The organism is Rhizobium sp. FG113 (genome assembly GCF_057809895.1).
The window spans coordinates 33,271-59,082 of sequence record NZ_JBMDKV010000026.1; the positions used below are offsets into that span (position 1 = coordinate 33,271).

General features: G+C 57.4%; 24 protein-coding genes and 1 pseudogene. 8 read left to right on the forward strand and 17 right to left on the reverse strand.

Annotation, left to right across the window (positions count from 1 at the left end; all coding sequences use genetic code 11):
- Positions 1-15: 15 nt before the first annotated feature.
- The 4 genes from ACODTZ_RS32730 to ACODTZ_RS32745 form a co-directional block, all read right to left on the reverse strand.
- The gene (locus ACODTZ_RS32730) at positions 16-1,587 is read right to left on the reverse strand and encodes a sulfatase (protein ID WP_489031050.1); all 1,572 of its coding nucleotides are present in this window, start codon (positions 1,585-1,587) and stop codon (positions 16-18) included.
- Between the two features lie 90 nt (positions 1,588-1,677).
- On the reverse strand, positions 1,678-2,577 hold the full coding sequence (locus tag ACODTZ_RS32735) for a carbohydrate ABC transporter permease (protein ID WP_489031052.1): 900 nt from the start codon (positions 2,575-2,577) through the stop codon (positions 1,678-1,680).
- On the reverse strand, positions 2,577-3,500 hold the full coding sequence (locus tag ACODTZ_RS32740) for a carbohydrate ABC transporter permease (protein ID WP_489031054.1): 924 nt from the start codon (positions 3,498-3,500) through the stop codon (positions 2,577-2,579). The genes ACODTZ_RS32735 and ACODTZ_RS32740 overlap by 1 nt, the downstream gene beginning before the upstream one ends.
- Positions 3,501-3,507: 7 nt before the next feature.
- On the reverse strand, positions 3,508-4,515 hold the full coding sequence (locus tag ACODTZ_RS32745) for an extracellular solute-binding protein (protein WP_489031056.1): 1,008 nt from the start codon (positions 4,513-4,515) through the stop codon (positions 3,508-3,510).
- A 463-nt stretch (positions 4,516-4,978) separates the two neighbouring features.
- On the opposite strand from ACODTZ_RS32745, the gene ACODTZ_RS32750 reads away from it, so the two are divergent.
- Positions 4,979-5,920: a LysR family transcriptional regulator gene (locus tag ACODTZ_RS32750; protein ID WP_489031058.1), complete on the forward strand. Its 942-nt coding sequence runs from the start codon at positions 4,979-4,981 to the stop codon at positions 5,918-5,920.
- Here the strand turns inward: ACODTZ_RS32750 and ACODTZ_RS32755 are convergent.
- From ACODTZ_RS32755 to ACODTZ_RS32785, 7 genes and pseudogenes are all read right to left on the reverse strand, one after another.
- Positions 5,917-6,111, reverse strand: a pseudogene (locus tag ACODTZ_RS32755) (hypothetical protein); the annotation flags it as partial. The gene ACODTZ_RS32750 and the pseudogene ACODTZ_RS32755 overlap by 4 nt on opposite strands.
- A 117-nt stretch (positions 6,112-6,228) precedes the next feature.
- Positions 6,229-7,785, reverse strand: coding sequence for a sulfatase family protein (locus tag ACODTZ_RS32760; RefSeq protein WP_489031060.1), 1,557 nt, complete (start codon positions 7,783-7,785; stop codon positions 6,229-6,231).
- A 52-nt stretch (positions 7,786-7,837) separates the two neighbouring features.
- On the reverse strand, positions 7,838-8,821 hold the full coding sequence (locus ACODTZ_RS32765; RefSeq protein WP_489031099.1) for an aliphatic sulfonate ABC transporter substrate-binding protein: 984 nt from the start codon (positions 8,819-8,821) through the stop codon (positions 7,838-7,840).
- 17 nt (positions 8,822-8,838) lie between these two features.
- Entirely contained in the window at positions 8,839-9,639 is an 801-nt protein-coding gene (locus ACODTZ_RS32770) for an ABC transporter ATP-binding protein (RefSeq protein ID WP_489031062.1), read from the reverse strand.
- Positions 9,636-10,337 (reverse strand): ABC transporter permease, encoded by a 702-nt coding sequence (locus tag ACODTZ_RS32775; RefSeq protein WP_489031101.1) that lies wholly within the window; start codon positions 10,335-10,337, stop codon positions 9,636-9,638. Before ACODTZ_RS32775 ends, ACODTZ_RS32770 begins: the two co-directional genes overlap by 4 nt.
- 98 nt (positions 10,338-10,435) lie before the next feature.
- Positions 10,436-11,551 carry an ROK family transcriptional regulator gene (locus tag ACODTZ_RS32780; RefSeq protein WP_489031064.1) on the reverse strand — a complete coding sequence of 372 codons (1,116 nt, stop codon included), beginning with the start codon at positions 11,549-11,551 and terminating at the stop codon, positions 10,436-10,438.
- Between the two features lie 411 nt (positions 11,552-11,962).
- Positions 11,963-12,256, reverse strand: coding sequence for a hypothetical protein (locus ACODTZ_RS32785; protein WP_489031066.1), 294 nt, complete (start codon positions 12,254-12,256; stop codon positions 11,963-11,965).
- A 131-nt stretch (positions 12,257-12,387) separates the two neighbouring features.
- Here ACODTZ_RS32785 and ACODTZ_RS32790 point away from each other — a divergent pair.
- A protein-coding gene (locus ACODTZ_RS32790) for an IS3 family transposase (RefSeq protein ID WP_489031068.1) occupies positions 12,388-13,523 on the forward strand; the annotation gives its coding sequence in 2 pieces (ribosomal slippage) (positions 12,388-12,640 and positions 12,640-13,523; 1,137 coding nt in all).
- Between the two features lie 276 nt (positions 13,524-13,799).
- On the opposite strand, the gene ACODTZ_RS32795 is transcribed toward ACODTZ_RS32790, so the two are convergent.
- Genes ACODTZ_RS32795 through ACODTZ_RS32810 form a run of 4 tightly spaced genes read right to left on the reverse strand, consistent with a single transcriptional unit; the run spans position 13,800 to position 17,405 of the window.
- The gene (locus ACODTZ_RS32795) at positions 13,800-14,252 is read right to left on the reverse strand and encodes a hypothetical protein (protein ID WP_489031070.1); all 453 of its coding nucleotides are present in this window, start codon (positions 14,250-14,252) and stop codon (positions 13,800-13,802) included.
- 24 nt (positions 14,253-14,276) lie between these two features.
- Positions 14,277-15,269: an ABC transporter substrate-binding protein gene (locus ACODTZ_RS32800; protein ID WP_489031072.1), complete on the reverse strand. Its 993-nt coding sequence runs from the start codon at positions 15,267-15,269 to the stop codon at positions 14,277-14,279.
- A 5-nt stretch (positions 15,270-15,274) separates the two neighbouring features.
- Positions 15,275-16,465, reverse strand: coding sequence for a Gfo/Idh/MocA family oxidoreductase (locus ACODTZ_RS32805; RefSeq protein WP_489031074.1), 1,191 nt, complete (start codon positions 16,463-16,465; stop codon positions 15,275-15,277).
- Positions 16,455-17,405, reverse strand: coding sequence for a PDR/VanB family oxidoreductase (locus tag ACODTZ_RS32810; protein WP_489031076.1), 951 nt, complete (start codon positions 17,403-17,405; stop codon positions 16,455-16,457). The genes ACODTZ_RS32805 and ACODTZ_RS32810 overlap by 11 nt, the downstream gene beginning before the upstream one ends.
- A gap of 142 nt (positions 17,406-17,547) precedes the next feature.
- On the opposite strand from ACODTZ_RS32810, the gene ACODTZ_RS32815 reads away from it, so the two are divergent.
- Complete coding sequence (locus ACODTZ_RS32815) at positions 17,548-18,828, forward strand: Rieske 2Fe-2S domain-containing protein (RefSeq protein ID WP_489031078.1); 1,281 nt, start codon at positions 17,548-17,550, stop codon at positions 18,826-18,828.
- A 49-nt stretch (positions 18,829-18,877) separates the two neighbouring features.
- On the opposite strand, the gene ACODTZ_RS32820 is transcribed toward ACODTZ_RS32815, so the two are convergent.
- Complete coding sequence (locus tag ACODTZ_RS32820; RefSeq protein ID WP_489031080.1) at positions 18,878-19,396, reverse strand: MarR family winged helix-turn-helix transcriptional regulator; 519 nt, start codon at positions 19,394-19,396, stop codon at positions 18,878-18,880.
- 522 nt (positions 19,397-19,918) lie between these two features.
- Here ACODTZ_RS32820 and ACODTZ_RS32825 point away from each other — a divergent pair.
- Genes ACODTZ_RS32825 through ACODTZ_RS32845 form a run of 5 tightly spaced genes read left to right on the forward strand, consistent with a single transcriptional unit; the run spans position 19,919 to position 25,282 of the window.
- Positions 19,919-21,103 carry an ABC transporter substrate-binding protein gene (locus ACODTZ_RS32825; RefSeq protein ID WP_489031082.1) on the forward strand — a complete coding sequence of 395 codons (1,185 nt, stop codon included), beginning with the start codon at positions 19,919-19,921 and terminating at the stop codon, positions 21,101-21,103.
- Positions 21,104-21,129: 26 nt separating this feature from the next.
- On the forward strand, positions 21,130-23,037 hold the full coding sequence (locus ACODTZ_RS32830) for an ABC transporter permease (protein WP_489031084.1): 1,908 nt from the start codon (positions 21,130-21,132) through the stop codon (positions 23,035-23,037).
- Positions 23,037-23,840, forward strand: coding sequence for an ABC transporter ATP-binding protein (locus ACODTZ_RS32835; protein ID WP_489031085.1), 804 nt, complete (start codon positions 23,037-23,039; stop codon positions 23,838-23,840). Before ACODTZ_RS32830 ends, ACODTZ_RS32835 begins: the two co-directional genes overlap by 1 nt.
- A complete protein-coding gene (locus ACODTZ_RS32840; RefSeq protein WP_489031087.1) occupies positions 23,827-24,609 on the forward strand; it encodes an ABC transporter ATP-binding protein in 783 nt (260 codons plus the stop codon). The genes ACODTZ_RS32835 and ACODTZ_RS32840 overlap by 14 nt, the downstream gene beginning before the upstream one ends.
- Before the next feature lie 16 nt (positions 24,610-24,625).
- Positions 24,626-25,282, forward strand: coding sequence for an isochorismatase family protein (locus tag ACODTZ_RS32845; RefSeq protein ID WP_489031089.1), 657 nt, complete (start codon positions 24,626-24,628; stop codon positions 25,280-25,282).
- 75 nt (positions 25,283-25,357) lie between these two features.
- Here the strand turns inward: ACODTZ_RS32845 and ACODTZ_RS32850 are convergent.
- On the reverse strand, positions 25,358-25,812 hold a 455-nt coding region (locus ACODTZ_RS32850; protein WP_489031091.1), incomplete at its 5' end, for an OB-fold nucleic acid binding domain-containing protein.

Genomic DNA, 25,812 nt, shown 5'->3' on the forward strand with positions numbered 1-25,812 from the left:
GTTTAGCGAGCGAAGCTATTTGCCGGACGGTTCTTTCCTGCGTTCGACCGGTGCGGAGCCGTCGTCACTCTCCGCCGCCTCGCCCCGGCCAAGGCGCGTATGTTCGATGCCTGCAGGTCCATGTCTCGGCAGGCCCATGCGTTCAAACTGACTGAGCGGGGCATCGTTGCGGCGCATCAGGTCCAGCATCAGGTCGATCATCCGCAGCTCGAGCGCTGGATCGTGCAGTGGACGGTCCTGCGCCGGATCCGTTTCAAGGTCGAACAACAGGGTTCCAAGCTCGAAGGCATCGCCGCCACCGAAAGGCAGACCGTCCATGCGAAGCAAGGGCACGCCCTGTGTAAAGGAAAAACCCTCCATCAGTTCCGCGCGCTTCAACTCTTCGGGGGTGAACTGCCAGCGCATATGCGTCGGCATCAGCGTATGCTCCAGAAGCGGACGATTGGAGGCGTTCTCTGGTGCTCTCATATAGACGTAGCGTCCGTCGGTGACGTTGATATGCATGCCGAAGGCTCCGAACAGGCCTGCCGCGCGCACCGGAGCGTCACGCGCAATCGTCTCGGCGAGCGGACGACCTTCCATGCGTTCGGTTGGCAAGAGCCCGAAATAATCGAGGAGCGTCGGGCCGAAATCGATGGTCTGGACGAGTGACTGGCGACGCTCATCCTTGGCGCCCGAGCGCGGGTCCCAGATGAAGAGCGGCGTATGGATGACTTCGTCGTACCAGGGCTGGACCATCTTCGCCCACCAGCCGTGTTCTCCGAGCAGAAAACCGTGATCGGTGCAGACGATCAGCATCGTGTCCTCCCAGAGGCCGAGCTCGTCCATCGTGTCGAGCACGCGGCCGAGCGAGGCATCGCACATCGACAGAAGTGCCGAATATTCGTCTCGCACATGCTGGACCGTCTCGACAGATTCCGTCACGCGCCCATAGGTCGGCCAGTCGAGCTTCGGCCCATCATAGGGCCTGGCATAGTGGCTCTTGTGCCGCTCATAGCTGAAGAAAGGTTCGTGGGGATCGAAGGTTTCGATCTGGACGAACCAGCGGTCGCGGTCGCTATTGGTGCGGATGAAATCGAGGCCGGCGTCGAAGACCTTCGTCTGCGGGTGATCCGCTTCCTGCCGGAGATATTGCCGGTTGATCTGGTCCTGGCGCCTGAGCGCGACATTGTGGTTCGTGCTCAGCGTCTCGCCTGCGGCCGGCACCCTGCCCTTCCACCGGTCGCCTTCCTGGCCGCGGAAAAATTCGTAGGAATCGAAGCGGTTATGGTAGGTGGATCCACCATCCTCCCAATAGTGCTGGTGATCGGTGATCATGTGCGTATAGACGCCGTCCTTGCGCAGGATTTCGGGCACGGAATCGTCGAAAGGCTCGATCGGGCCCCAGGACCGGTGCAGGAAATTGTAGCGACCCGTCTGCAATTCACGGCGCGCCGGCATGCACGGCATGCTGCCGGCATAACAGTTGTCGAATGTGACAGTCCTCTGCGCAAGGCGCTTGAAGTTCGGCGCATGGATCCAATCGCAACCATAGGGCGGCAGATGCCGCCGGTTGAGACTGTCAAACATTACCATGATGGCTTTCATGATCTCTCCTGGAGACGTGTGCATCCGCGGTGCGAACCGCTCGGGATGGCTGATTTCCGGGATCGGCTATCTGATTGCTGCCGACCTTCGTTATTTCAAGGCGCCCGCAAGCGCTCCTTCCTGGAAATATTTCTGGATCATCAGGAACAGGATGACGATCGGCAGGCTGATGGTCAGCACGGCCGCCATGAGCAGGTTCCATTGCGTCGAATTTTCCTGAAAGAAGACCGTCAGTCCGAGCTGCAGGGTCCGCATGTCGTTGGAATAGGTAACGACCAATGGCCAGACGAAATCGTTCCAGGCCGACTGGAAGGCAAAGACCGCCACGACCGCAACGGCCGGTTTGACGAGCGGCGTATAGACTTCAAAGAAGATCCTGAACTCGCTGGCTCCATCCATGCGGGCGGCATCGCCGAGTTCGGCGGGGAGTGTGGCGTAGAATTGCCGCATCAGGAAGATCGCGAGCGCACTGACGATATGGGGCACCATCAGCCCCGGCAGCGTATTGAGCAGCCCTTGACCGCCAAAGCCGAAAATGTCGTTCCCACCCGCGAGCGGAACATGGGAGACCATGACGAAAAGCGGCACGAGAGACACTTCCGGCGGAACGACGAGGAGGGCGACAAGCAGCATGAGGACGAGATTGCGGCCGCGCACCGGCAGCATGGCGAGCGCATAACCGGCCGCGCAGGATAACAGGACCTGCAGCAGCGTGCAGGTGATGGCGACGACAGCGCTATTGACGAAGAAACGCAGGAAGTCGGCACTCAGGAAGGCATTGACGAAATTGGAAAATTCCAGCCGAGAGGGCCAGGCGCCGACCCATTCTCCATCTGGCGTCAGCGCCACCATGACCGTGTAGGCCATGGGCACGGCGTAAAGTGCCGTCACCAGCAGGGCGATTGCGTGAAACGTCGCCGAGGCATTGGCTCTTGTCGTGACGTGGCGCGAAGGCCGCTTGGGTGCTGCGGAGGCTGCTTGCTGCTGCATCAGATTGCCCTCTTCGGCCGAAAGACGAAGCGCAACACCATCGAAAGCACGACGACGAGCAGGAAAAGCATGATTGCCATCGCGCATGCCTTGCCGATATCAAGATTGGTGAAGGCCTCGTCATACATCAGGTAGACGATGGTGCGGGTGGCATTGACGGGCCCGCCCCGTGTCATGACGTAGGATTGTGTAAACATCTGCAGCGCGCCCAAAAACCAGGTGATCGCCACGAAAGCCACAACGCCTCGAATGGTCGGCAGGCTGATCGTCCAGAACCGTTGAATGGCGTTGGCGCCATCCATCTTTGCCGCTTCGAGGAGATCGGACGGGACCGACTTCAGAGCGGCCAGGACGATGATCATGAAGTAACCGAGATTGCGCCACATGCTCATGACGACGATCGACGGCAGCGCCCAGACCGGGTCGGACAGGAAGTAGACGGGGTCCCAGCCGATCCGGGTCAGCATGGCGTTGATCGGTCCGACCGCCGGATCGAGAAGCAGGTTCCATACAAGCGCCACGACGACATAGGAGGCGGCCTGCGGCAGATAGATGACGGTGCGCATCAGCGGTCCGCCGGTCAGATAACCATTGAAGAGCGCTGCGACCAGCACCACGACGACGATGCCGATCCCGACCTGACTGAGGGCAAATGTCAGCGTGTTGCCCAATGCCTCCCAGAATACCGGATCCTGAAGGATCGAAGCGTAGTTCTTCAGCCCGACCCATTGCGGTGCCGTCAGCAGCGAGAACTGGGTGAAGGAGAAGAAAAACGCCAGAAGCAGCGGCACGACCGAGGTGGCGATGATCGCCACCGCCGCCGGGCTGAGAAGGATCTCGCCTGCGATGCGCTGGCGCCGAAGGAGACTGTCATGGAGGGGCAACGATCGTCGGCGGTTGCCCATCCCGGTTTCAACGGCCATCGCCGCGTCACTTCGCATTGATCTCATCGATCTTCTTGTCGAGGCCGGCGAGAATGTCTGCGGGCTTGCCGCTCTGACGCACCGCTGCCTGCATGGCGATGTTGACCTGTTGCTGGATCTGCAGGAGGTTCGGCGCTGTCGGCAGGGCACCGGCATATTGTGTTGCCTGAAGGAAGCCGGGGCTGACATTTGCAAGGAACGGGGCATCGTTCTGGTCGGTGCGGGCCGGCAGGCCGCCCCACATTTCCGCGACTTTCTGCGACTGCTCCTTCGACGCGATGAAGGATAGAAGCGTCCACGCCCCATCCGGATCTTTCGTGTTGGCGCCGATGCCGAACTTGTTGATCCAGGCGATCGTCTTCGGCGCGCCGTTTGGATCGGCCGACAGTGGTTTCCCCGCCAGGACGAACTTCTGCGTGTCGGGCGCGTTGAGCGCGGCATTCTGCGATTCCGTGACGCTGTTATACGTCATGGCGGCGCGGCCCTGGACCAGCGGACGCGGCCCCGTGCCCTGATAAACGATATTGGGATTGGCAACTCCTTCGACAAAGAAGGACACCAGATATTCAAGCGCGCGCTGACCGGCCTGGCTCGACAGGATCGACTTGCCGGCCTCGTCGAAGAAGCTGCCGCCGGCCTGATAGAGCATCTGCGCATAGGTCTGCATGAGACCGACCGACGTATCGGCATTGGCGAAGAACGGCGCATCGAGCGGCCCGCCCTGTTTCTTGGAGAGCTTGGTCGCCAGAGCCTTGAAATCATCCCAGTTGGACGGAAGCGCATCGGCGCCGACGCCGACCTTTTCGAGAAGGTCCGACCGATAGACTGCCGTGCGCACATCGGCATAGACGGGCAGCGCGTAGGATTTGCCGCCGTAGGTGCCATCGGCCAGCATTGCCGGATAGAACTTGTCCTTGTCAGCCCATCCGGAGAGACGGTCGTCGATCGCAAGAAACGCACCGCGCGAGGCGAGCGCCGGCGTCATCACCTGGCCCATCATACTGACATCGGCCATGGTGCCGCTTGCGGCCGCCGTCAGCAGTCGCTGGAAACCCGAACCCCCAGTCGGACTGGCGAAGCTCGACCTCGTAGCCGGTCTGAGACTTGAACTCAGCAAGTGCGCCTTTGAGCCAGGCCGTCGCCTTCTGGTCAGGTCCGAGGACCATCAATGACAGGGATTTGCTCTGTGCGTGAATGTTTGGCGCATAGAGACCAGCGGCAAGTCCTCCTGCGAGGCCTTTCAACACGGTGCGGCGCTTCAAATGAATCGATGCGATGGGCATGGTTCTCCTCCTCCCAAATTCCTCGCACTCGGCCTGATCGATATCCCCTCGCGCAGATGCTCCCACAGCGCACGAACGGGCTGGATAGACTGAGTTTCGGCAATTTCCTCCCATTGCCGTTCGCGCAGTGTAGCGAGGCGCGGCGATAAGTGATAATAGATGTTATTACATTCACGATATCCATCAGTTATCGGCATGCGTCTCCTCGTTTCCCGGCATCTTGAAAATTTCCTGGCCCTCTATGAGACCCGCAACATGCACACGGCGGCTCTGCGCAAGGGCATTACCCAGCCTGCTCTCACCAAAAGCCTCAAGATGCTGGAGGACGAGGTCGGCGGCGATCTCTTCAAGCGGACGTCGAGGGGGCTGGAACCGACAGAGGCGGGCGATGCGCTGCATCGCTACGCTCACGCCATCGATCAGGAAGCGCGTTTCGCGACGCTGGACATCAAGCGCTCCGCGATCGAGGCGAAGGGCCTGTTGCGATTGGGGGTCGGTCCTGCCCTTGCGGTCAGCAGCCTGCCATCGGTTCTTGTGTCGTTCGGTGAACGGTTCCCAGACGTCCAGATCAGTGTCGAAACGGGCATCACCACGCGGTTGATCGAACAGGTGATCAGCGGCGACATCGACGTCATGGTCAGCGCCCGTCCCGAACGCGAACTACCCGATCGCTTTGCCGCCGTTCATCTCTTCACCAACCGCATGGTTGCGATCTGCCGCCACGACCATCCATTGCGCAGAAAGGAGCGGGTCAGCATCGAAGATCTTCTGCAGTTCCGGCGCATCGGTTTTCTCGACGATCATGATTTCGACTCGCATGCGCGCAAAGCCTATGGCGAGCGCGTCGATAATCTGCGCGCCGCGGTGCGCACGAGTGACGTCTCGGTCATGCTGGACGTCCTCGCATCGACGGATCATTTTGCAATCGTCAACGAAATCATGCTGCCGAGAGCAAAGACACTGGGTCTGTTGCCTCTTGTGCTCGACGATCTGCTGTGGGTCATCCACATCGAACTGATCTGCAAGCTCGCATTCGTCGATTCCAGACCGATCCGGCAATTGCTCGCGTCCTGGAAGCAACCGGACGCTCCTGCGCTCCTGTCCAACCTGAGAGAACGCCCTGGTCGAGGAAATTAGGAAGCTTCGCCAACGGCATCCCGCCGCCGGCGACCCAGGTCTTCTCTGTCCAGGTCTTCTCTGTATCGTCTCAACGTGTTTGCTTCTCTCAACTGGCCGGTCACCGGCCGTCCGGTACGATTGTCGACCACGGCCAGGGCTTCGCTCTTGGTCTTGTCGACGATCGTCGCTGCCCGTTCGCCGTTCCTTTGCTTCTACTCGTCTTGTGGCGAAGGAGGCTATCGACCGACGGCCTCGCACCATTTAAGGGAAGAGACGGAAATCAATCCGCCTCTTGTCGTCCCGATGGTCGAGCGGCAACCCAGGCGTCAGGCCGCCTTGGCCCGCAGGGTGGCCAGCACCTCACCACTGACATGCTCGGGGATGTCGCCAATCTCTGCCATCCGTGCATCCAGCTTGGCCAGCATCTCTTCGAAAATCCGAAAATAGGCCGGGTCGTTGGCACGATTGTGGAGCTCGAACGGATCCTCCTTGCAATCGAACAGCTCCCATTCCGGCGGCTCGTCACCGGCAAAGGCGCCGAGCTGTCCGAGCGGATCATTGTACCAGTAGATCAGCTTGTAGCGGGTGTCGCGCACGCCGTAATGGGCAAAGGCATTGTGGAACTCGTCCTTGTGCATCCAGTAGCGATGGTAGGCGAAACCCTCCTCGCCTTCGACCGCCGTCTGCTCGAGGATGGGCCGCATGCTGGCACCCTGCATGTAGCTTGGAATAGGCAGGCCGGCATAATCGAGAAAAGTCGGCGCAAAATCGACATTGGTGGCGATGTGGCTTGCCTGCGCGCCGGCCTCGATGCCCTCCGGATAGCGGATCAGGAAAGGCATCTGCAGCGATTCCTCATACATGAAGCGCTTGTCGAACCAGCCGTGCTCGCCGAGGAAAAAGCCCTGGTCAGACGTGTAGATGACGATGGTATTGTCGCGCAGTCCTTCCGCATCGAGATAGTCGAGCAGCCGCCCGACATTGTCGTCCACCGCCGCGATGGTCTGCAGGTAACGCATCATGTAGCGCTGATACTTGAACAACGCCAGTTCCTGCGGATCGGTGAAAACGAAATTCTCGCCGGTCGCGCCGTCGATCAGGCGCAGGCTTTCTCCCGGCGCAATCTCGGGCACCTTGCGCTGGCTCCATCCAGGCAGCAGCAATTCGCCGACCTCATCGCCGCCTTCAGGCTGCACAAGACCGAGATCCTTGTAAGTCATGTCGGAGCGGATGCGCATCTTCGCGGCCGCCGCTGCGGCGGCGCGGTTTGAATAATCGTCGGAAAAAGTCTCCGGAACCGGCAGAGTGCCATCTGCATAGAGATGCCGGTCGCGAGGATGCGGCTCGAAGCTGCGATGCGGCGCCTTGTGGTGGCACATCAGGAAAAACGGCCTGTCCGGATCGCGCCTGCCGAGGAAATCGAGGCATTTGTCGGTGATGATATCGGTGGCGTAGCCCTTGACCGTGCGCGGACCGTCGCGGCCAATCATGACGGGATCGAAATACTCGCCTTGTCCAGGCACCACGGACCATTCGTCAAAGCCCGTCGGTTCGTGCGCCCTGCCCTCGCCCAGATGCCATTTGCCGAAGATCGCCGTCTGATAGCCGCCGGCGCGCAGGTGCTTGGCGACATTGGGTAGGCGATTGTCGATATGGGTATCGAGCGTGGTGACCATGTTCACATGGTTATAAGTGCCGGTCAAAATAGCAGCGCGGCTCGGTGTGCAGATCGAATTGGTGACGTAACACCGGTCGAGGCGCATACCCTCATTGGCGAGGCGGTCGAGATTGGGCGTGCTGTTGAGGCCCGCGCCGTAGGCGGAGATCGCTCGCGCCGCGTGGTCGTCCGACATGATAAACAGTATATTAGGCTTCTTGGTCATTTGCATCCCGATGGCAAAATGCCGGCGCGACGGTTACGCGCCGGCTGATTGGCTACTCGTTGCCGGCGTAGAAGTCGGCGAGATAATAATCCTTCGGATCAAGCGGGTTCTGCAGCTTGCCGAAAGAGACGAACTGATCATTCAGACCCTTCAGCCAGCCGGCCACAGTGCCGTCTTTGCTGGCGGCAACCAGTTCCTTCGAGGTGAGGAACTGGCCGTTCTGGCTTTCGACGCTCAGCGGCTCGGCCGGCACGCCGAGAAATTTGGCGGTGATCTGGACCGAGCGCGGCACGTCGGCAGCACGATAGTCGTTGGCATCCTTCAGCACGGCGATGAACTTCTTCACCATGTCGGGATTGTCGGCAACCACCTCGTTGCGGGCGACGAAAGCCGACGGGAAGGAATTGGCCGGATAGAAGTCGGCGCTCTTGGCGACTTCCACCATGTCGGGCACGTTCTTCTTGATCGTTCCGACCAGCGGATACCAGATGCCGGCGCCGTCGATTTGCTTGGAGGCAAAGGCAGAGACCACGGTCGGCGGGTCCATTCTGATGACCTGGACGTCGGAAATCGTCATGCCGGCCTTGGCGAGCGCAAGACGCAGAAGCATGTCCCCGGACGTGCCTTCAGGCACGCCGACCTTCTTGCCCTTGAGATCGGCCATGGAATTGATGCCATTCTGGGCGATGACACGATCGGACAGGCCGAGCGCGTTCATGGCGACGAGCTTGGCCTTGCCGCTTGCCGGAAGCCAGAGCGCCCCCGGGCCCACATAGCCGAAATCGAGACTGCCGGCGCCGAGCGCCTGGATCTGGATCGGCCCATTGGTGAACGCCTTCACATCGGCCTTCAGGCCGTGCTTGGACCATAGATCCTGATCATTTGCGATCGCCGTGAGGCTGGTGCCGAAATAGTCGGCTGTATAGCCGACGCGCACAGGCACGGCCTGCGCATAGGCGCCTCGCGCGGCGATGCCCAGCATCGGGCTTGCAAGCGCGCCGGCAGCGGCAACGGTTAGAAAATTGCGGCGGGTCAGGGTCACGATATTCCTCCTCATCGTGCGTTTGAACTGATCTGTGGGTTCTGGTGATAGACGGCATGCCAGACCTGATTGCGGATTTCGGCAAATTCGGGCGAAAGCCGGATTTCTTCCGTTCTCGGATAGGGCAGGTCGACGGGGATGATCTTGTGCAGGCGGCCGGGCCGCGCCGCCATGACGATAACGCGGTTGGCGAGATAGACCGCCTCGTCGACATCATGGGTGATGAAGACGACCGTCCGCCGTTCGCGGCTCCATGTGTCGAGCAGCTGGTCCTGCATGGTGACGCGGGTCAAGGCATCGAGTGCGCCGAACGGCTCGTCCATCAGAAGGACTGAGGGGTTGACGGCATAGGCGCGCGCGATGGCGCAGCGCTGCTTCATGCCGCCCGACAGGGTCTTGGGCAGGGCGTCGGCAAAGTCCTTCAAGCCGACGAGATCGATAAAATGGTCGGCGATGCGCCTGCGCTCGGCTGCCGGCATGCCTTTGATGCGCAGGCCGAATTCGACATTCTGGCGAACGCTCAGCCAGGGAAAGAGCGCATATTGCTGGAAGATCACGCCACGTTCCGGACCGGGTCCGCGGACCGGCTTGCCATCGACCATCACCCGCCCGTCCGACACATCGGTCAAACCGGCCGCAATGTTCATGGCCGTCGACTTGCCGCAACCGGAGGGACCGACCACGGTAACAAATTCGCCGTCGCCGATATCGAGGCTCAATCTGTCAAGCGCGAGGAAGGACGTGTCATCCGATCCAAAGCGGCGGGTGACGTTCTGAAACGAGATCTTTGGTTCGGAATTTGCCTGGTTCATGATACGCGCTCCTGCCAGCGGGTAAGGCGTTTTTCCGCCGCCTGGACGAGGCGATCCATGACGAGGCCGAGAATGCCGATGGTGATCAGGCTGACGAAGATGGTCGCCAGATCGTAATAAAGCTGCGCCTGCTGCATGCGAAAGCCGAGCCCGGATTGGGCAGCGATCAGTTCGGCAGCGACAACCGTTGCCCAGGATGAGCCGAGGCCGATCCTGACGCCGACCATGATGAACGGGATTGACGCCGGGATGATCACGCGCAGGAAGATAACGCCATCCTTCGCGCCGAGCACGCGGGCCGCATTGACCAATGTGCGATCGACGCTGATCACGCCCTGATAAGTGGCAACGACACACGATAGGAACGAGGCGAGAAAGATCACGAAGATCTTCGGCGCTTCATCAATGCCCATGGTGACGATGGCAAGCGGAATGATGGCGAGCGGCGGGATCATCCGGAAGAACTGGATATAGGGCTCGATCAAGGCGCGGGCGACGCGGTACCAGCCCATCAGGAAACCGACGGGTATGGCCAGCGCCACGCCCAGCAGGAAGCCGCTGAGCACGCGGGTGATGCTGGAGAGAATGTCGAGCGGCAACTGGCCGTTTTCAGCCAGCTCGACTGCGCGCTGGGCGACCTCGCCCGGTCCCGGCAGCACCACCAGCTTCGCTGACGTGATCGCCCACCAGACCGCCATGCCGAATGCGAAGGCGATGAAGTTGATAGCGATCGGCGGCAGGTCCGCCGGCGAACGCCTCTTTTCGCTGAAGTCGTCGCTTTTGGTCGACACGGTGCTCAATGGCGATCTCCCGAATAAAAAAAGTGGTCCAAGGCGACGGTCGCGCCGCCGATGGCGCCGGACTGCATGCCGAAACTCGTGCGTTCGAGCCGCAGGATATCGCGCATGTGCGGCATGACCCGCGGTGGCAGATGGTGCCTTAGATGCGAGAACAGGCTTTCCGGCGCTTCACCGAAATGACCGCCGAAAATGATGAGATCCGGGGTGAGGAGATTGATCGCGATCGCCAGTGAATCCGTCAAGCACGCAAGCGTCGGCGCCCATGTTTCGGTTTTCTCCAACCGTGCCAGAAGATCGGACGGCACGGGTCCTTCAAGCCCCAAGGCGTGCGTCAGGACGCGCTCGTTCACATAGCTTTCGAGGCAGCCATGATTGCCACAGCTACAGAGCGGACCGCCCTGCGAGATCTGGATGTGGCCAAGTTCGACTGCCCCATGGCCGCCGGGCCGGAACGGCACATCATCGACGACCAGACCGGCGCCTAGGCCGGAGCGAAGATAGATGAACAGGACGGCCGGAACATCCTGCCCGAGGCCAAAACGCGCCTCCGCTACGGCCATCGCAGTCACGTTGTGCTCTAGGATCACGGGTATGCTCGCTCGCCGTTCCAACATTTCGGCGACAGGGAGGTTGCGCCAGCCGGTATTGATCGACGCCAGGAGCCCCCGCCGGTCGCTGCTGACCGGACCAGGTACCCCGACCCCTATACCAAGCAATTGCTCAATGCTGCTTTCGGCTTTCAGCCTTTCGATCTCATCGGCGACACGGGCTATAACAGCTTCCGGCGACGTTTCGTTCAGCGTGAATTCGAAGAAAGCGGATGCCTTGGGCGTGCCCGCAAGGTTTGCAAGGGTAAGCTGCACGAGCCCGGCGCCGATATGCACGCCGGCGGCATGATGAGCATCAGGGAAAAGCTTGATCGCCATACCCGGTCGACCAACTCCACTCGTTTCCGCCGGCTCCGCTTCGACAACGCAACCATCAGCAAGAAGCTGCGCCGTTACATGCGTTAGCGTGGTTGCGGACAACTTGCTTCGACGCGCGAGAATGGCTCTCGATAACGGCCCTTCGTCGCGCAAAATGCGTAAGATGTGGCCATGATGGAGACCCACTCATCCCTCCTTTATTTTCTAAAGTTTAGAAATTAAAGGAGGGATGAGTCAATAGAAAGATTTCTCTATGGAAGAAACGCGGAAATCTTTCGTTCTCCGTGGAGGACAAAACTGGCGAAATGGGTCGGTCCGTTGTGCGTCCGAGGTTGATCTGATGGAAAGTTCTTTCTCGAGCGCCTACTGCTTTCCTGCGTCGACGTAGTTATCCGTTTCGGCGAACTTTCCGACAGTAGCGCGCTTGCTCGATTGGTCGGTCGTTGGCCACTCTTTGTCACTGCCGCGCCGTCTTATCGCGACCGCAAGGGTTTGCGGAAATCGCCTTCCGATCTGGCTATGCATGAGTTTGTGGTCCGGGGCACCGCCGGGAAGAATATGACATTTCGTAAGGACGGCAAGAAGTTGTGGTGCTCGTCAGCTGAAAATCGCGATCATCGGTGCAGAGGTTGGCGTCAATGCAGCGATTGTCGGCTTGGAATTGCCGTCAGCACTCTGTCGAGCGTCCATCGCGAGTTCAGCAAACGCGAATTGATATGTTTTGCTATCGGACCGGGAGATCGGTCGCGCTGCTGGCTCTCCGATTGCCTCACACCCAAAATCAAAATCGTATTCGGGGGGGCCCGGGCAGCAGAAAATCGAGACACCGGCCGAATTGGGAGGTCGTTGGTAACCAACGAAGGCTACTTGTCGGCGGCGGGTGTCGGTCATGGCAACCTCGTCGGTGACGGGGCGGGACTTGATCCGGTGGACGTGACGATCCTATTGGGGCAGATAGAGGTGGTGCCGGTTTCTGAGACAGGGGCATAAGGTGGATTTTCCGATGAGAAGGACAGTCCAGCATGAAGACACGCAGACGGTTTACGGCCGACTTCAAGGCCAAGGTCGCGCTTGAGGCGATCCGCGGCGAGCGGACGATTTCGGAACTGGCGACGAAGCACCAGCTTCACCCCAACCAGATCACGCAGTGGAAACGGCAAGCAATCGAAAACCTGGCCAAGGCGTTCGACGACAAGGCAGCGGGTGCGCAGGTCGGCCGGGAAGCCGAGGTGACGAAGCTTCACGCCAAGATCGGCCAACTCGTCGTTGAGCGGGATTTTTTGGCCAAAGCCTTCGATCGCTGAGCCTGGATCGGAGGAGAATGATGATTGATCCCGATCACAACCGGCTCTCGATCCGCCGCCAATGCGAACTGGTCTCGATTTCGCGGGCCTCGTTCTATCGCCAGCCCCTCGGTGAGAGCCCTGAGAACCTCGAACTGATGCGCATCATCGATGAGGCTTTTATGGAAATGCCCTGGTATGGCTCGCGCCAGATGGCGCGGCATCTGCGCCGCCAAGGCTGGTGCGTCGGCCGCAAGCGGGTCCGGCGGCTGATGCGCAAGATCGGTCTGTCGCCGATCTATCAGGCACCCAAGACCAGTGAGCCGCATCCGCAGCATCGCATCTATCCTTACCTGCTGCGTCACATGGCGGTCGAGCGGCCGGATCAGGTCTGGTGTGCGGATGTGACCTATATCCCGATGCGGCGCGGCTTCCTCTACCTGGTCGCCATCATGGACTGGTTCAGCCGCAAGGTGCTGGCTTGGCGGCTATCGAACACGATGGATGCCGACTTCTGCGTCGCCGCTCTTGAAGAGGCGATCGCCTGCCACGGCAAGCCCGACATCTTCAATACCGATCAGGGAAGCCAGTTCACCAGCTTCGCCTTCACGACGACGCTGAAGGACGCCGGCATTCGCATCTCCATGGATGGACGCGGGCGCTGGATGGACAACGTCTTCATCGAGCGGCTGTGGCGCAGCCTCAAATACGAGTGCGTCTTCCTCAACGCATTCGAGACGGGAAGCGAAGCCCGCAGCGGCATCGGTTCCTGGATCGACTATTACAACCGGCGACGCCCGCACTCGACCTTCGGCGGCAAGACGCCCGACGAGGTCTATGCTATGGCGGAAATGACGGAGAAACTGGCGGCGTAAAAACGAAACCCGATCCACCTTAGCCAAGCCGCCAAGCTGTCTCACCAAGCGGGACCACCTCTGATTGCCCCAAACTGCTCCTGCCGCTCATGATCGTCGGAGACTATGAAGGCGGAAAGGGAATCGAGTAACGAAAGCTTCATCCGGTCCTTCACGTCGCGCACCGTTGATATGTTATGTTAGTATGTCAGTACATATCGGATCCGTTATTATGGAACTGGCGCTCCCAGCTGGCGACGAACAGGCGACAACGCGGGAGTGCCAAGGCTCGGCTTGTCAGGCGGCAGGATTAGGCGTGCGCCGCAAGCGGTCGACGAGATCCGAAACCGTCATCACCTCTCGCATTGGCAAAGCATCATATGACCCGTCTTGAGGAACGGTATAAGACAGGCCATCGCCCTCCCACAGCCACCAATACACAACCTCGCCCTGCTTATCCCGTATTGGCATTTTGAATGTCGGGAAGGACCTGAGATCATTTGGGATTGGCAGCGCGCCACGATTTCGTCCGACGAGCGTGCCCGTGTCCAGCGCACCGCCCAAAGGAAACATGGCGACGAACGCTGTGGGCGCAGCCGACAGTCGAGCTAGATCGTCTAGAGGCGCCGTGTGCACGCCGCTAAAGAAACGCACGACTTCCGGATAGGCCGAGTGGCTATGTGTCATTTGAGCGTAAAAAAATCCTTCGGGAGTTTCGATTTCGACAATATCGCCAGGTTGCAATCGCATTGTTTAATGTCCTGATTCGGCCCGTTACAGGCTGTAAGCTTCGATTGTTGCCGGATGGAACAACTCTTCAGGCTTTACTCGACGAGGAGAGAGCCCCTGCTCGAAATGGTAACGTAAGAACGTGTCCAGCGTCGTGAGGTTAGGCTGCAGGCCATACGGCCACAGATCCGGCCCCATGATCGACCGGGCTCTACTAAGGTTGTCCTCGACAAATGGCATCGTGACTTTAGTTGCCGATGTGTCAGCCAAGGCCTCCTCGGCAAGTCGCTTGGACTTCGTGAATGCCTTCAGCAACGCGCCTGGAAGCCAGGGATTTGCATCCGCCAACGAGCGTCGCAATCCGAGAACGTGCATGATAGGGAAAATCTTAGTCCGATTAAAATAGGCTTCGGCCTCTCCGACCGTATCTGCGAACAGCCGTCGGATCGCGGGATCGCCTTCATCAAAACACCGCGGCGCGCGTGGCCCTACAAATCCGTCAATCTCACCCCGTTGCAACATGTTGTTAAGTGTCTCGCCTTCGGGGGCGTCAATGAGCGTAATTTCAGGCGGTAGCGTAACCTTGATTTTTTCGGGCCTGCCGGGCGTGTCCATGCCACCCCGCACCCAGGTTATCTCGGAGGGCTTGACGCCATATTCGTCACCCAGGATCCCACGAAACCAAACGTTGGCCGAAAGCTGGTATTCCGCGATCCCTATCCGCCGTCCGCGGAGATCAGATGGGGTATCTATCCCACGATCCTTGCGGACATATATAGACGTGTGACGGAAGGCGCGCGAAAGAAAGACAGGTACAGCAACATAATGAGGTTCGCCGCGCGCGACCGATATTGAATACGAAGATAATGACAATTCACTGATGTCGAAAGCGGCGTGGCGGAAAGCTCTGAAGAACATCTCCTCAGGCGACAGCAGCATGCAAGTTGGATCTACTCCATCGATTTGCACGCGACCATCAACGATCGGACGAGTACGATCATAGTCCCCCATTGCGAGTGACAGCGAAAGGTTGCTCATGGAGTTTACCTCAATCCAATTTGATGTTTCAGATGAACGGGTGTTTTAGTCGCGGCTGCCTGCAAAATCGCGTGGCAGACTTCAAGGCTGGCAAGCCCCCAGGCCCCTGTTTGAGCCGGCTGAATGTTATTCCGTACGGCAGCAACGATCGCTTCTATGATTTCTGATCTTGGATACCTGAAACGAGGGGTTGGGCGGAAAAAGCGGACTGCGTCATTGTAAAGATGGATGCCGTAAGGGGTGATCCGCATGTCCGCTCGATCACAGGATACGAGTAGCGGACCGAAGTGTTCATAGGTTTCAGGATCGGCGCCTTTTTGTTCGCTCACACCGTAGGTTCTAGCTGTTTTCAGCCGCGCCTCTTCTTCAGCATCAGCGATTTGCTCCAATGCTTTGCGTGCGTTTCCGTAGTTTGTCGGATCTTTGCGCGTACCGAGTTCACTGATGTTGTCCATCCACTCGTCGCTATCAAAATGGGCGTAGCCGGAATATGTGATACACGCCATCGATTCAGGAAATGAGAGCAGTGCGCTGTAGGCTCCCTCGGTTGATCGCTTAGGATCCCAATTGCCAGTCAAGGCGACCACTTCTCGGGTTAGACCACCGGCCAACAATCGAACTATGTCGATCTGATGTATCCCTTGGGAGAAGACGACACCGCCGCCCCGCTCAGTCTGCAGTTCTTCCGGTCGGCGTGGCCGGTACAAAAAGTCGGTATAGTTGAAGGCATGAACGAGCCGCACCTCTCCTACCTCGCCGCTGTCGATAATTGACCTTGCGAGTTGGATTTGTTGGTCATAGCTGTGGCTTGGGCCAACAAGGAGCAGAACGCCTGCAGCGGCGCACGCCTCAACCATGACTTTCGCATCGTCCATTGAAATCGCCAGTGGCTTTTCGACGAGAACGTGTTTTCCGGCAGCAGCAGCAGCCAAAACGTGCTTAACGTGCAATTCATGAGGACTGGCGATATAGAGAATCTCGACATTGCGGTCGCGGCATAGATCCTCGACATTGTCGTATGCGCGACCACCGAATTCACGCTCGAACGCCAATCTTGATTGCTCACGAGGTTCGCTAGCGGCCACAAGCTGGACGCGGTTGTCGGACCGAAATGCGGGCAACGTAAGCATGAAAGCCCGCCCAAGTCCGACCACACCTATTTTGACAGGGTCTCCCGGAGGGATGTCAGAGGTCAAGGACAAGCCCTCCGCTCTTGGCTCGCGATACGCAAATCATGATGAAGTCGTCTTTTTCATCGTCCGTCAGGACCATGTCCCGGTGATCCGGCGCTCCAGAGATCAACCGACACTTGCATGAACCGCAGGTTCCGCTTTCACACGAGCTCGTGGTCTTGACACCGCTTTCCCGCACAGCTTCGAGAATAGATTTATCAGCAGGCACGACTATCGTTTTTGCCGACCTGGCCAACTCGACTTCAAAGGCCGTGTCGTCGACGCGAACGACCTCGACAGGTTTGAAGTCTTCGAAGTTTACTCGACCCTCGGGCCAGTGACCCGATATCGATTGTATTGCGTCCATGAGAGGTTTTGGCCCACAGCAATAGACATGCATATTCTTGATTTCGACGAAGTGATCCCAAAAGTCGTAAGCTTTGCTTGGATCGCCCTCGTCGTGATGGATATGTACCCGTCTCCCGAATACTTGGCGCAGCTCTTCCAAGTATGCCGTTTCGGAGGCGCTGCGGGTGCAGTAGATGATCTGAAAATCTTTCTCTTCAGCTGCCAAAGAGGCCGCCATCGCGTAAATCGGCGTTACGCCGATCCCGCCAGCGATCAGGAGATATTTACTGGCCTTCTTCAAGGCAAAGCTATTTTCAGGCGGCTCGATCGACAGCGTCGAACCAACGACCGCTTGCTCGTGCATGGAAGACGATCCGCCGCGCGATTGCTGCTCCTTCTTCACCGCGATCACATACTGTGGCGGCTCATGTCCATCCCGAACGAGCGAGTATCGCCTCATCGCTCCTGATGGAGTTTTAACGGTGATGTGGGCCCCTGCTTCGTACGAGGGCAGGCTACGGCCGTCGGTCGGTTCAAGCGTGAATTCAGTAATGAATGGCGTCAGCTCGCGGCGCTGAACGACCTTCATTTCCAAGGGCGCGGTGTCATCGGTCATATCGTCATCTTCTCAAAGGGTATTGGCCAATCCTCCATGGCCGGTGAAATTTACTTAGGTCTCTAAATAATTTTTGTCAACGGCTGGACGGATGGCTGCGCGCTATGTAAATTTAGTTAGAGACCTAACTTAGGAGGATCCAATGCTCACGCACGAGGAAAATGAAGTTTTGACGCGCGTCTCACGTGACGCACCCATGGGAAAGCTGATGCGCCAGCATTGGACCCCGGTATGTCTGATTGAAGAAGTAGCTGAACGCGACGGTACTCCTCTTCTCGTCGAGGTTCTGGGAGAGCGCTATGTCGCCTTCCGCGACAGCGACGGCCGACTTGGGTTGTTGGACGAACTATGTCCACACCGTAGAGCATCGCTCGTGTACGGTCGGAACGAGGAGTGCGGGCTGCGCTGCCTCTATCATGGATGGAAGATGGACGTAGAGGGCAATATTGTCGCTATGTCATCTGAGCCAGATGGCAGCCCGCTGATGAACAAGGTCAAGCATAGATCATACGCTACCAAGGAATGGGGCGGCTTTGTTTGGGCATGGCTAGGCGACCAGGCTAATATACCCGCATTTGATCCTCCGGCTTTCGCACCGACGGAAAGCACCCAGGTCTCGATCCTCAAGATCCGTATTCCCTGTAACTGGGCGCAAATCCATGAGGGACAGATCGACAGCGCCCATTCTTCGAGCCTTCACTCCTCGGATATGGTGCCGGCGCGCGTGGAAGGGGCCGCCGCGGATGAAAAGTCTTGGTATCGGCCATCGACAGATAAGTCGCCCCGGATGCAGACGCAAACAACGAGCTACGGCTTCCACTATGCGGCCATTCGCAAGCCGATCAAAAACGCGGACACTCACCAGTATCTTCGTATTACCGAGTTTGTTGCGCCGTATTACTCGTTGATCCCACCCAACAGCTCCTACAACGTCGCGAGCGTGATTGTCCCTATAGATGACGTCACGACGGCGTTCCATTTCATTGCTTGGGGCGGGAGCGACTGCCCCAGCACGGAAGATTGGCGCAAGTTCAACCATGCTCAAAAAGGCATTCACCTGAATGAGCGCTGGGAATCCCTCCGAACAAAGGAGAACAATTTCCTTCAGGATCGCCAAGCGATGAAGTTGGGCAATTTTACCGGTATCAAGGGTATTCCGAACCAGGATATCGCAATGTGGGTAGGAATGGGGCCGATCGTCAACCGATCTGATGACGTCCTGGGCGCCTCCGATCTTGCGATTGTAGAATTCCGTCGCCTCATGGTCGATGCGGCGCGTAAGGTCGCAGCAGGAGGAACCGCGCTCGGCACAGAGGAGCCCCGCCTACCTCAAGCAAGAATCGCTTCGCATGAAGGCGTTTACGCGAAGACGGTCGACTGGCGCACGCTCGTCGACGCCGAAAAGCAGATCGCAGCCGAATGAGAATTAGGAGACGGACCGTCTTGCCGGGCGGTCCGTCTCCTTGCCCTCATCAAAGTATATCGAGCTTATCGTTTTCTAAAACTGGTCGGATATTGGCTTGGATGGCATTCAGGAGCTGCAGAAATGTGCGGAATTCTCTGTCGGAGAAACCCTTCACTGAAGTTTGGACGACCTGCTTGGCCATTGGAAGGAGTTCATCCTTCAAAGCAAGTCCCTTTGCCGTAAGGTGAATGTTAATTTTGCGCCGATCTTCCGCGTTTCGCGTTCGCTCGACCAAGCCGCTTTGTTCCATGGACTTTATGGCAGATAGCGTGGTTGGTTCCATCGTGCCGACAATGTGCGACAGCTCGCGCTGCGTTAAACCGTCCTCATGCCAAAGAGCGCGCAGAAAATACCACATCCCAAGCGTTACGCCGTACGGCTCGATTGTCTGCTGGAGCAGTTTTTGAATCAGGCGGTTTGTTAATCGGACTTGATAGCCAACGCTTTCAGCGAACGGGAGAGCGATGTCTTCGAACGCCTCATCGAAGGCTGTGGATAGGTTAGGCGAGCTCGTTCCACTTTTCATTCATCCATCACTTTCGGGTACTCATCAACTTTACTCAATGTGCAGGCTTTGAACAACCTTCGGGCAAAGCGAACCAAACCCTTCAAAATTTCCGTCGTAACTTGGCGCTTTGCTTCCCTACCGACAAACAATTTAGAAGCCTAATTATTAGATGCAAAACCTACAGAGGAAATGCGTTTGATACAAGGCATAGACACGTTGGCAGGCGATGCAATTTTACCAGTAGCTGCTTCGCCACATATCCCGATCTACTAAAATCCGTGAAAGCTATTTTACGCAACAACAATTTTTCGCTTTAAAAACAACCCAATTTGACAATTTATAGGAGTATCTCATTTCAAATACATCCTATGTCGATTCACTCTCGACAGCGAAAAAAGCGACGTCTATGTTAATTGATAAGAGACCTAAGTAATTTCCATTCTTAGGCTCAGGAGGAATTCACCGAGAGAGACCCGCTGTCGCCGCGACACCAGCGCGATCGGTGATGACATCGCAGTATCCACTAAGGGAGGAAATAGAGTGACATCAGCGAAAGCACGCTTGGCTGCCATAGCAGTAACCGCATTGACAGGGTTCCTAGCCCATCAGGCCGCGGCGGCCGACACGTTCGAAATCGACGTCGTCCTGCCGCTGACCGGCGGCGCGGCGTTCCTTGGCAAAGCCGAACAACAAGCGCTCAACCTTTACGAGCAGGTCGTGAAAGAAGCCGGTGGGATCCATGGCAAAGAACTGAAATTTGTCTTCCACGACGACCAGTCCAATCCGCAGACCGCTGTGCAAATCGTCAACCAGATCAAGACGAAATCACCACAGGTCATCATCGGCTCGGCGGTTGCCGGGCTCTGCAACGCGATGTCGCCGCTCATGAAAAACGGGCCAGTCATGTACTGTCTGTCGCCCTCTCTTTATGCAAAGCCCGGCGACTATGCTTTCAGTTCAAGCGTATCGACGAAAGGCCTCGCTGAAGGTCTTCTTCGTTATTTCAAGGACCGTGGTTGGAACAAGATCGGCCTCATCACTTCAACGGATGCATCTGGCCAGGATGCTTACAAGCAGATCAAACCGCTTGTCGGTTCAGACGAATTCGCTGGCCTGCAGCTTGTAGCAGAAGCACAGTTCAATCCCACGGACGTAAGCGCATCTGCACAGGTGCAACGCTTGAAAGGTGCCCAGCCGGACGCGGTTATCGTCTGGTCAACTGGAGCTCCGGTAGGGACCGTATTCAAGGCCATTCGGGATGCCGCCTTGGAGGTCCCGGTAGGCACGACGGATGGCAACATGACCTACGCTCAGATGGAGCAATATGCGAGTTTCCTGCCGAAGGAGCTTTACATCCCGGCACCGCAATGGCTGAAGACCGAGAACGGCAAGGAGCTTCCAGAGGCCAAGGCTGCAAAGGATGCTTTCTACAAGGCTTTCGACGCTGCGAAGGTGAAGCCCGATGGACCGTCGACGTTCGCCTGGGATCCGGGCCTGCTTGTAGTCAGTGCACTCCAAAAACTTCCAGAAGGTGCGACGGCAGAACAGTTGAAAGAGTATCTGGCGAACCTGCAGGGGTTCGGCGGGATAAATGGGATTTACGATTTCAAGAAAGATCCGCAACGCGGTCTCGACAAATCAAGCGTCGTGGTCACGCGGTGGGATAGCGGCGTGGGCACCTGGAAGGTTGTCAGCGACGTCGGCGGCGCACTGCTGAAGCAGTAATTGCCGACTGGGTGGAGGAAATTGTTATGGCAGAATTTATACAGATCAGCATCGGCGGCCTACTGGTAGGCACGATCTATGCGCTTATCGCTCTTGGGTTTTCGTTGATTTATCGCGTAACCGCGATTGTCAATCTAGCCCAAGGCGGTTTCGCGATCGTGGCTGCACTTGTCGGTTACACCTTCAGCCAAAGCCTTGGCCTCCCTCTTCCGATCGCACTCGTCGCTGCCGTGCTTGTCACGACAGCGGCGGGTACATTGTTAGGCGCTGTGACATTCGTCCCGGCATTGAAAAAACTATCCAACGCCAACGTACTGATGTTGACCGTCGGCATCCTTACCCTCGTCGAGGGATTGGCGCTCGTGATTTGGGGAAGCCAACCATACTCCGTCCCGCCATTCTCCGGCGAGCAGCCGCTCAATATCGGTGGAATTCTCGTTCCTACGCAGACCTTCTGGATCATCGGCACGGCTGTCGTGATCATTGTCGCGATTTGGTACCTCATCGCCAGGACCACACTTGGCAAGGCTCTGCGCGCGTGCGCTGAAAATCCGGGAGCGGCCACGCTGATGGGCATCAACGTGACGCGCATGACAATTTTCAGTTTCGGTCTTGCAACAACGATCGCTGCCATCGCAGGTATTGTTGTTGCACCAACGACCACGCTGCAATTCAATACCGGACAGCTCTTCACGATCTCGGGCTTTATTGCGGTCGTAATTGGGGGGATCTCTTCCTTTCCAGGCGCGATCGTAGGTGGTTTGCTGCTCGGCGTCGCGACACAGCTCGCAACTGCATACGTGTCCTCTTTGTTTAGCAGCGCCATCGCGTTGGTGATTCTGTTGCTTGTGCTCGTATTTGCGCCGACGGGCTTGATGCCATCTCGCGTGACTCGCCGTCAGGATGTTAGAGAGGAACCTCGCTCTTGGGGCCACATCACGAGACTCTGTCCAACTGTCGCTTGGGGCGCAGCCGCAGTAGCGCTGACAATCGTGGTAATGCTCCCGTTCCTCGTTGATGGCACGATCATATCGAGCCTCACTATTGCAGCAATCATTTTCATCGCTTTGCTCGGGCTCGATATTTTCATGGGCTATACCGGACAAGTTAGTCTTGGCCAGGCCGGCTTTATGGCGATAGGCGGCTATACGGCTGGCTATTTGGCGATCAATTACGATGTCGAGCCACTGCTCGGTATCTTAGCCGGCGTGCTTCTGTCGGTGATCTGCGCCCTGATCTTGTCGCTCGTAACGCTGCGATTACGCGGCCTCTACCTTGCCCTAGCGACACTCGCGTTTGGATTGCTAATCGATTCCTGCGCGATCGGTTTCATCGACATTACCGGTGGGCCGTCCGGAATGGTTGGTATTCCATCATTTTCCGTAGGATCGATCTACTTCGATACTCCGCTTTCGATGTACTACTTGGTCATTGCGATCAACGTTGCTTTGCTGTTGCTGTTTTTCGGTGCGATGAAGTCGAGCTTTGGACGGGCACTTCAAGCGATCCGAACGGACCAGATGGCGGCGACCGCCCTCGGGGTGAACATCGTTCGCTATAAACTCGTCGCATTTTTAATTAGCGCCGTCCTTGCCTCGCTTTCAGGAAGCCTGCTTGCTTTTTCGTTCAACTTCCTCTCACCCGATATGGTTGGAACGAACAGATCGCTAGAGCTTGTTTCGATGCTAGTAATCGGCGGCGAAGGAACGCTGGTCGGTCCAGCGTTTGGGAGCATTCTGATCACACTGTTGCCCACGATTTTCCAGCCGCTGGCGATGTACAAGACGTTTTTCAGCGGCGCTCTCCTGATACTTTGCTTCCTATATTTGCCTCGCGGCATTTATGGCGTGATTGCCGATGGTCTTAGCCGACTTTCACCTGGAGTTCGCAGTAACGAAAGCGCAAGCAAGCTCGTACAGAGGAATGCTCAGTGATGGTCAATAATCTCGCTCGCGACAACTCGCCGGTAATCCTCGAAGTATCCGGCCTGTCGAAAACATTCGGCGGCGTTAAGGCGACTGATAACGTCTCCTTCTCCGTCGGGAACGGCACTATTACAGCGCTAATCGGACCAAACGGAGCCGGCAAGACGACGTTGTTCAACTTGATAACCAATATCTTTCCCGCGGACGGTGGCAGCGTCTCCTTTCTGGGCAAGAGCATCAGCGGGACATCCCCCATGGATGTCGCGGGTTTGGGACTTATAAGGACGTTCCAATCAGCTCGGGTTTTTCCAGGATTGACCGTGCTTGAGAACGTACTTGCCGGCCGTCATCGATTGTTCAAATGCTCTGGCTTGAGTCAGATGTTTTGGACACCCAAGAGCAGGACCGAAGAACGGGAATTGCGTGAAAGGGCGGTAGCAATGCTGGAACTGGTCGGGCTGTCCAAGTTTCGAGATGCACACGCGGTCGATTTGCCGATGGGAGCCCAGAAGCTGCTTGAAGTCGTGCGCGCACTTATGAGCCAGCCAAAACTGCTGTGTCTGGACGAACCCGCTGCAGGTCTCAACGATACAGAAACGGAAGAACTAGCAATTCTCCTGCGTGCAATTCGCACGGCCGGAATATCCGTTCTGGTCGTCGAGCATAACATGTCGCTCGTCATGAACGTCGCGGATCATGTCGTGGTCGTTGACGCGGGTGCGGTCATCGCGGCTGGTACACCAGCCCAAGTCCAATCAGACCCAAGGGTCATCGAAGCTTATTTGGGACGTGAAGAAAATGCCGCTGCTTGAACTTCGCCAAGTCTCCGCCGGATACTCCAACACGACGGTGTTGAAAAATATCGACATCACCTTGGAGGCAGGCGAAATCGTCACGCTGGTCGGCTCCAACGGTGCAGGGAAGAGCACCACCGCCAAGCTGATATCGGGCATCCTGCGGCCGTCGAAAGGCGAAATTCTTCTCGACGGGAAGCCGATTAGCTCCTTAACAGCTTCAGATCGCTTGAGGCTTGGCATCGCGCACGTTCCTGAAGGCCGCCAGATTTTCGGTGGCATGACTGTAGCTGACAACCTCGGCTTGGGCGCTTACGCTTCGATGGCCGACAAATCGGCGACAGATCAACAATTAGCTTTCGTATGTCGACTCTTTCCCGTCCTGAAGGAACGACTCGGCGACACTGCTGGAAACTTTTCCGGTGGGCAGCAACAGATGCTGGCAATTGCCCGAGGCCTAATGTCCAAGCCACGCATTCTTGTATTGGACGAGCCTTCACTGGGCGTTGCTCCGCTGCTTGTAGCAGAAATCTTCCGACTTATCCAAAGTCTGAAAGACGAAGGCATTACCATCCTTCTTGCTGAGCAAAATGCGAGACAGGCGTTGGCTATCGCCGACCGAGGTTACGTGCTTGAACAGTCGACGATTACGATGTCTGGGTCAGCGGGTGATTTGGCGGCATCGAAGGATATTGCTGAACGATATCTTGGTGTCGGGAGTGCCATCGAACAAGGCCACGATCGTAGCGGTCAAATGGCGACGAAATTGCAAGCTCTCATCGGTTGAAGCAGGGAAGAAGTCAATGGACACTACGGTAAGCGATGCGACACTGTTCCGCGAGCGAGGGTTCGGAATCAATATCGGATTCGGAAACGCGCCAGCCGTTCTTGTAGTCGATATAATGACGGCGTTTACAGATCCAACACTGCCGCTTGGCGCGAAGATGGACGACGAGATCGCAGCGATCAATGAGGTGATCGACGCAGCGCGTCAAGTTCAAGCGCCGATATTCTATTCCGTTGTATCATATGACGAGCAGGACGCTCGCGATGCCGGAATCTGGAGGCTCAAAATGAAGGGGTTGGCTTCCCTGCAGACGGGCTCGGACGTCGTGAAGCTCGATCCAAGACTTCACTGGCATGAAAGTGACTCAGTGTTTGTCAAGAAATATGCGTCCTGTTTCTTTGGGACAACATTGTCGTCCCAGCTTCAGGCGATGCGACGCGACACCCTCATCATCGTAGGCTGCACGACAAGTGGATGTGTAAGGGCGTCTGTCGTCGACGCTGTACAATATGGCTTTCGGCCAGTGCTTGTTCGGGAGGCAGTCGGCGACAGGTCTAGAGCTGCTCATGAGCAGAGCTTATTCGATATTCAAGCCAAATATGGAGACGTCGTGAACCTCAATGACGCGCTTGCATACTTACACGGAAGCGCGTCTGAACAAGCGCACTCTTAATGCGCGGAACGTTCACACCATAAGGCTCGGTGCAAATATTTACTTTGCCGTCTCGTCTCGCTCCAACTGACAAGGTCAGTGAAAATTCCGGGCCTTAACCTTCAGCGTATCGATATGAAGATCACGCACAAACATATCACGCGGGGTGACAACCGGCTTAGGGGTATCACGCGGATCCGGCCCACCGCCATGGGCAAACTCATCGCCGCGGCCGGTCGGCAGCTTGAACTCCTCGTCGCGATCGGCAAGGCCGACGAGATCACCTGACAGGTCGAAGAGCTGCTGGGCCACAAGGTGGACGACCTCACCTTCCCGCTGAATCCGACCATTGATCGCCATCATCGAGGATCCGAGCACGACCCGCCGGCGCTTTTCGAACAGCGTTGGCCAGACGACAAGATTCGCCGGTCCGGTCTCGTCCTCAATGGTGATGAACATGACCCCTTTGGCCGAGCCCGGCTTCTGCCGTACCAGGTGAGAGCGGCGGTGCAAAAGTCGGCCACGGTAGCGGCGGCATAATGCTGCCGCGG

Coding starts and splice junctions, on each gene's coding strand:
- ACODTZ_RS32730 (WP_489031050.1), bottom strand. CDS start 1,587: ATGAAAGCCATCATGGTAATGTTTGACAGTCTCAACCGGCGGCATCTG.
- ACODTZ_RS32735 (WP_489031052.1), bottom strand. CDS start 2,577: ATGCAGCAGCAAGCAGCCTCCGCAGCACCCAAGCGGCCTTCGCGCCAC.
- ACODTZ_RS32740 (WP_489031054.1), bottom strand. CDS start 3,500: ATGGCCGTTGAAACCGGGATGGGCAACCGCCGACGATCGTTGCCCCTC.
- ACODTZ_RS32745 (WP_489031056.1), bottom strand. CDS start 4,515: ATGGCCGATGTCAGTATGATGGGCCAGGTGATGACGCCGGCGCTCGCC.
- ACODTZ_RS32750 (WP_489031058.1), top strand. CDS start 4,979: ATGCGTCTCCTCGTTTCCCGGCATCTTGAAAATTTCCTGGCCCTCTAT.
- ACODTZ_RS32760 (WP_489031060.1), bottom strand. CDS start 7,785: ATGACCAAGAAGCCTAATATACTGTTTATCATGTCGGACGACCACGCG.
- ACODTZ_RS32770 (WP_489031062.1), bottom strand. CDS start 9,639: ATGAACCAGGCAAATTCCGAACCAAAGATCTCGTTTCAGAACGTCACC.
- ACODTZ_RS32775 (WP_489031101.1), bottom strand. CDS start 10,337: ATGGCGGTCTGGTGGGCGATCACGTCAGCGAAGCTGGTGGTGCTGCCG.
- ACODTZ_RS32785 (WP_489031066.1), bottom strand. CDS start 12,256: ATGACCGACACCCGCCGCCGACAAGTAGCCTTCGTTGGTTACCAACGA.
- ACODTZ_RS32795 (WP_489031070.1), bottom strand. CDS start 14,252: ATGCGATTGCAACCTGGCGATATTGTCGAAATCGAAACTCCCGAAGGA.
- ACODTZ_RS32800 (WP_489031072.1), bottom strand. CDS start 15,269: ATGAGCAACCTTTCGCTGTCACTCGCAATGGGGGACTATGATCGTACT.
- ACODTZ_RS32810 (WP_489031076.1), bottom strand. CDS start 17,405: ATGACCGATGACACCGCGCCCTTGGAAATGAAGGTCGTTCAGCGCCGC.
- ACODTZ_RS32815 (WP_489031078.1), top strand. CDS start 17,548: ATGCTCACGCACGAGGAAAATGAAGTTTTGACGCGCGTCTCACGTGAC.
- ACODTZ_RS32820 (WP_489031080.1), bottom strand. CDS start 19,396: ATGAAAAGTGGAACGAGCTCGCCTAACCTATCCACAGCCTTCGATGAG.
- ACODTZ_RS32830 (WP_489031084.1), top strand. CDS start 21,130: ATGGCAGAATTTATACAGATCAGCATCGGCGGCCTACTGGTAGGCACG.
- ACODTZ_RS32835 (WP_489031085.1), top strand. CDS start 23,037: ATGGTCAATAATCTCGCTCGCGACAACTCGCCGGTAATCCTCGAAGTA.
- ACODTZ_RS32840 (WP_489031087.1), top strand. CDS start 23,827: ATGCCGCTGCTTGAACTTCGCCAAGTCTCCGCCGGATACTCCAACACG.
- ACODTZ_RS32845 (WP_489031089.1), top strand. CDS start 24,626: ATGGACACTACGGTAAGCGATGCGACACTGTTCCGCGAGCGAGGGTTC.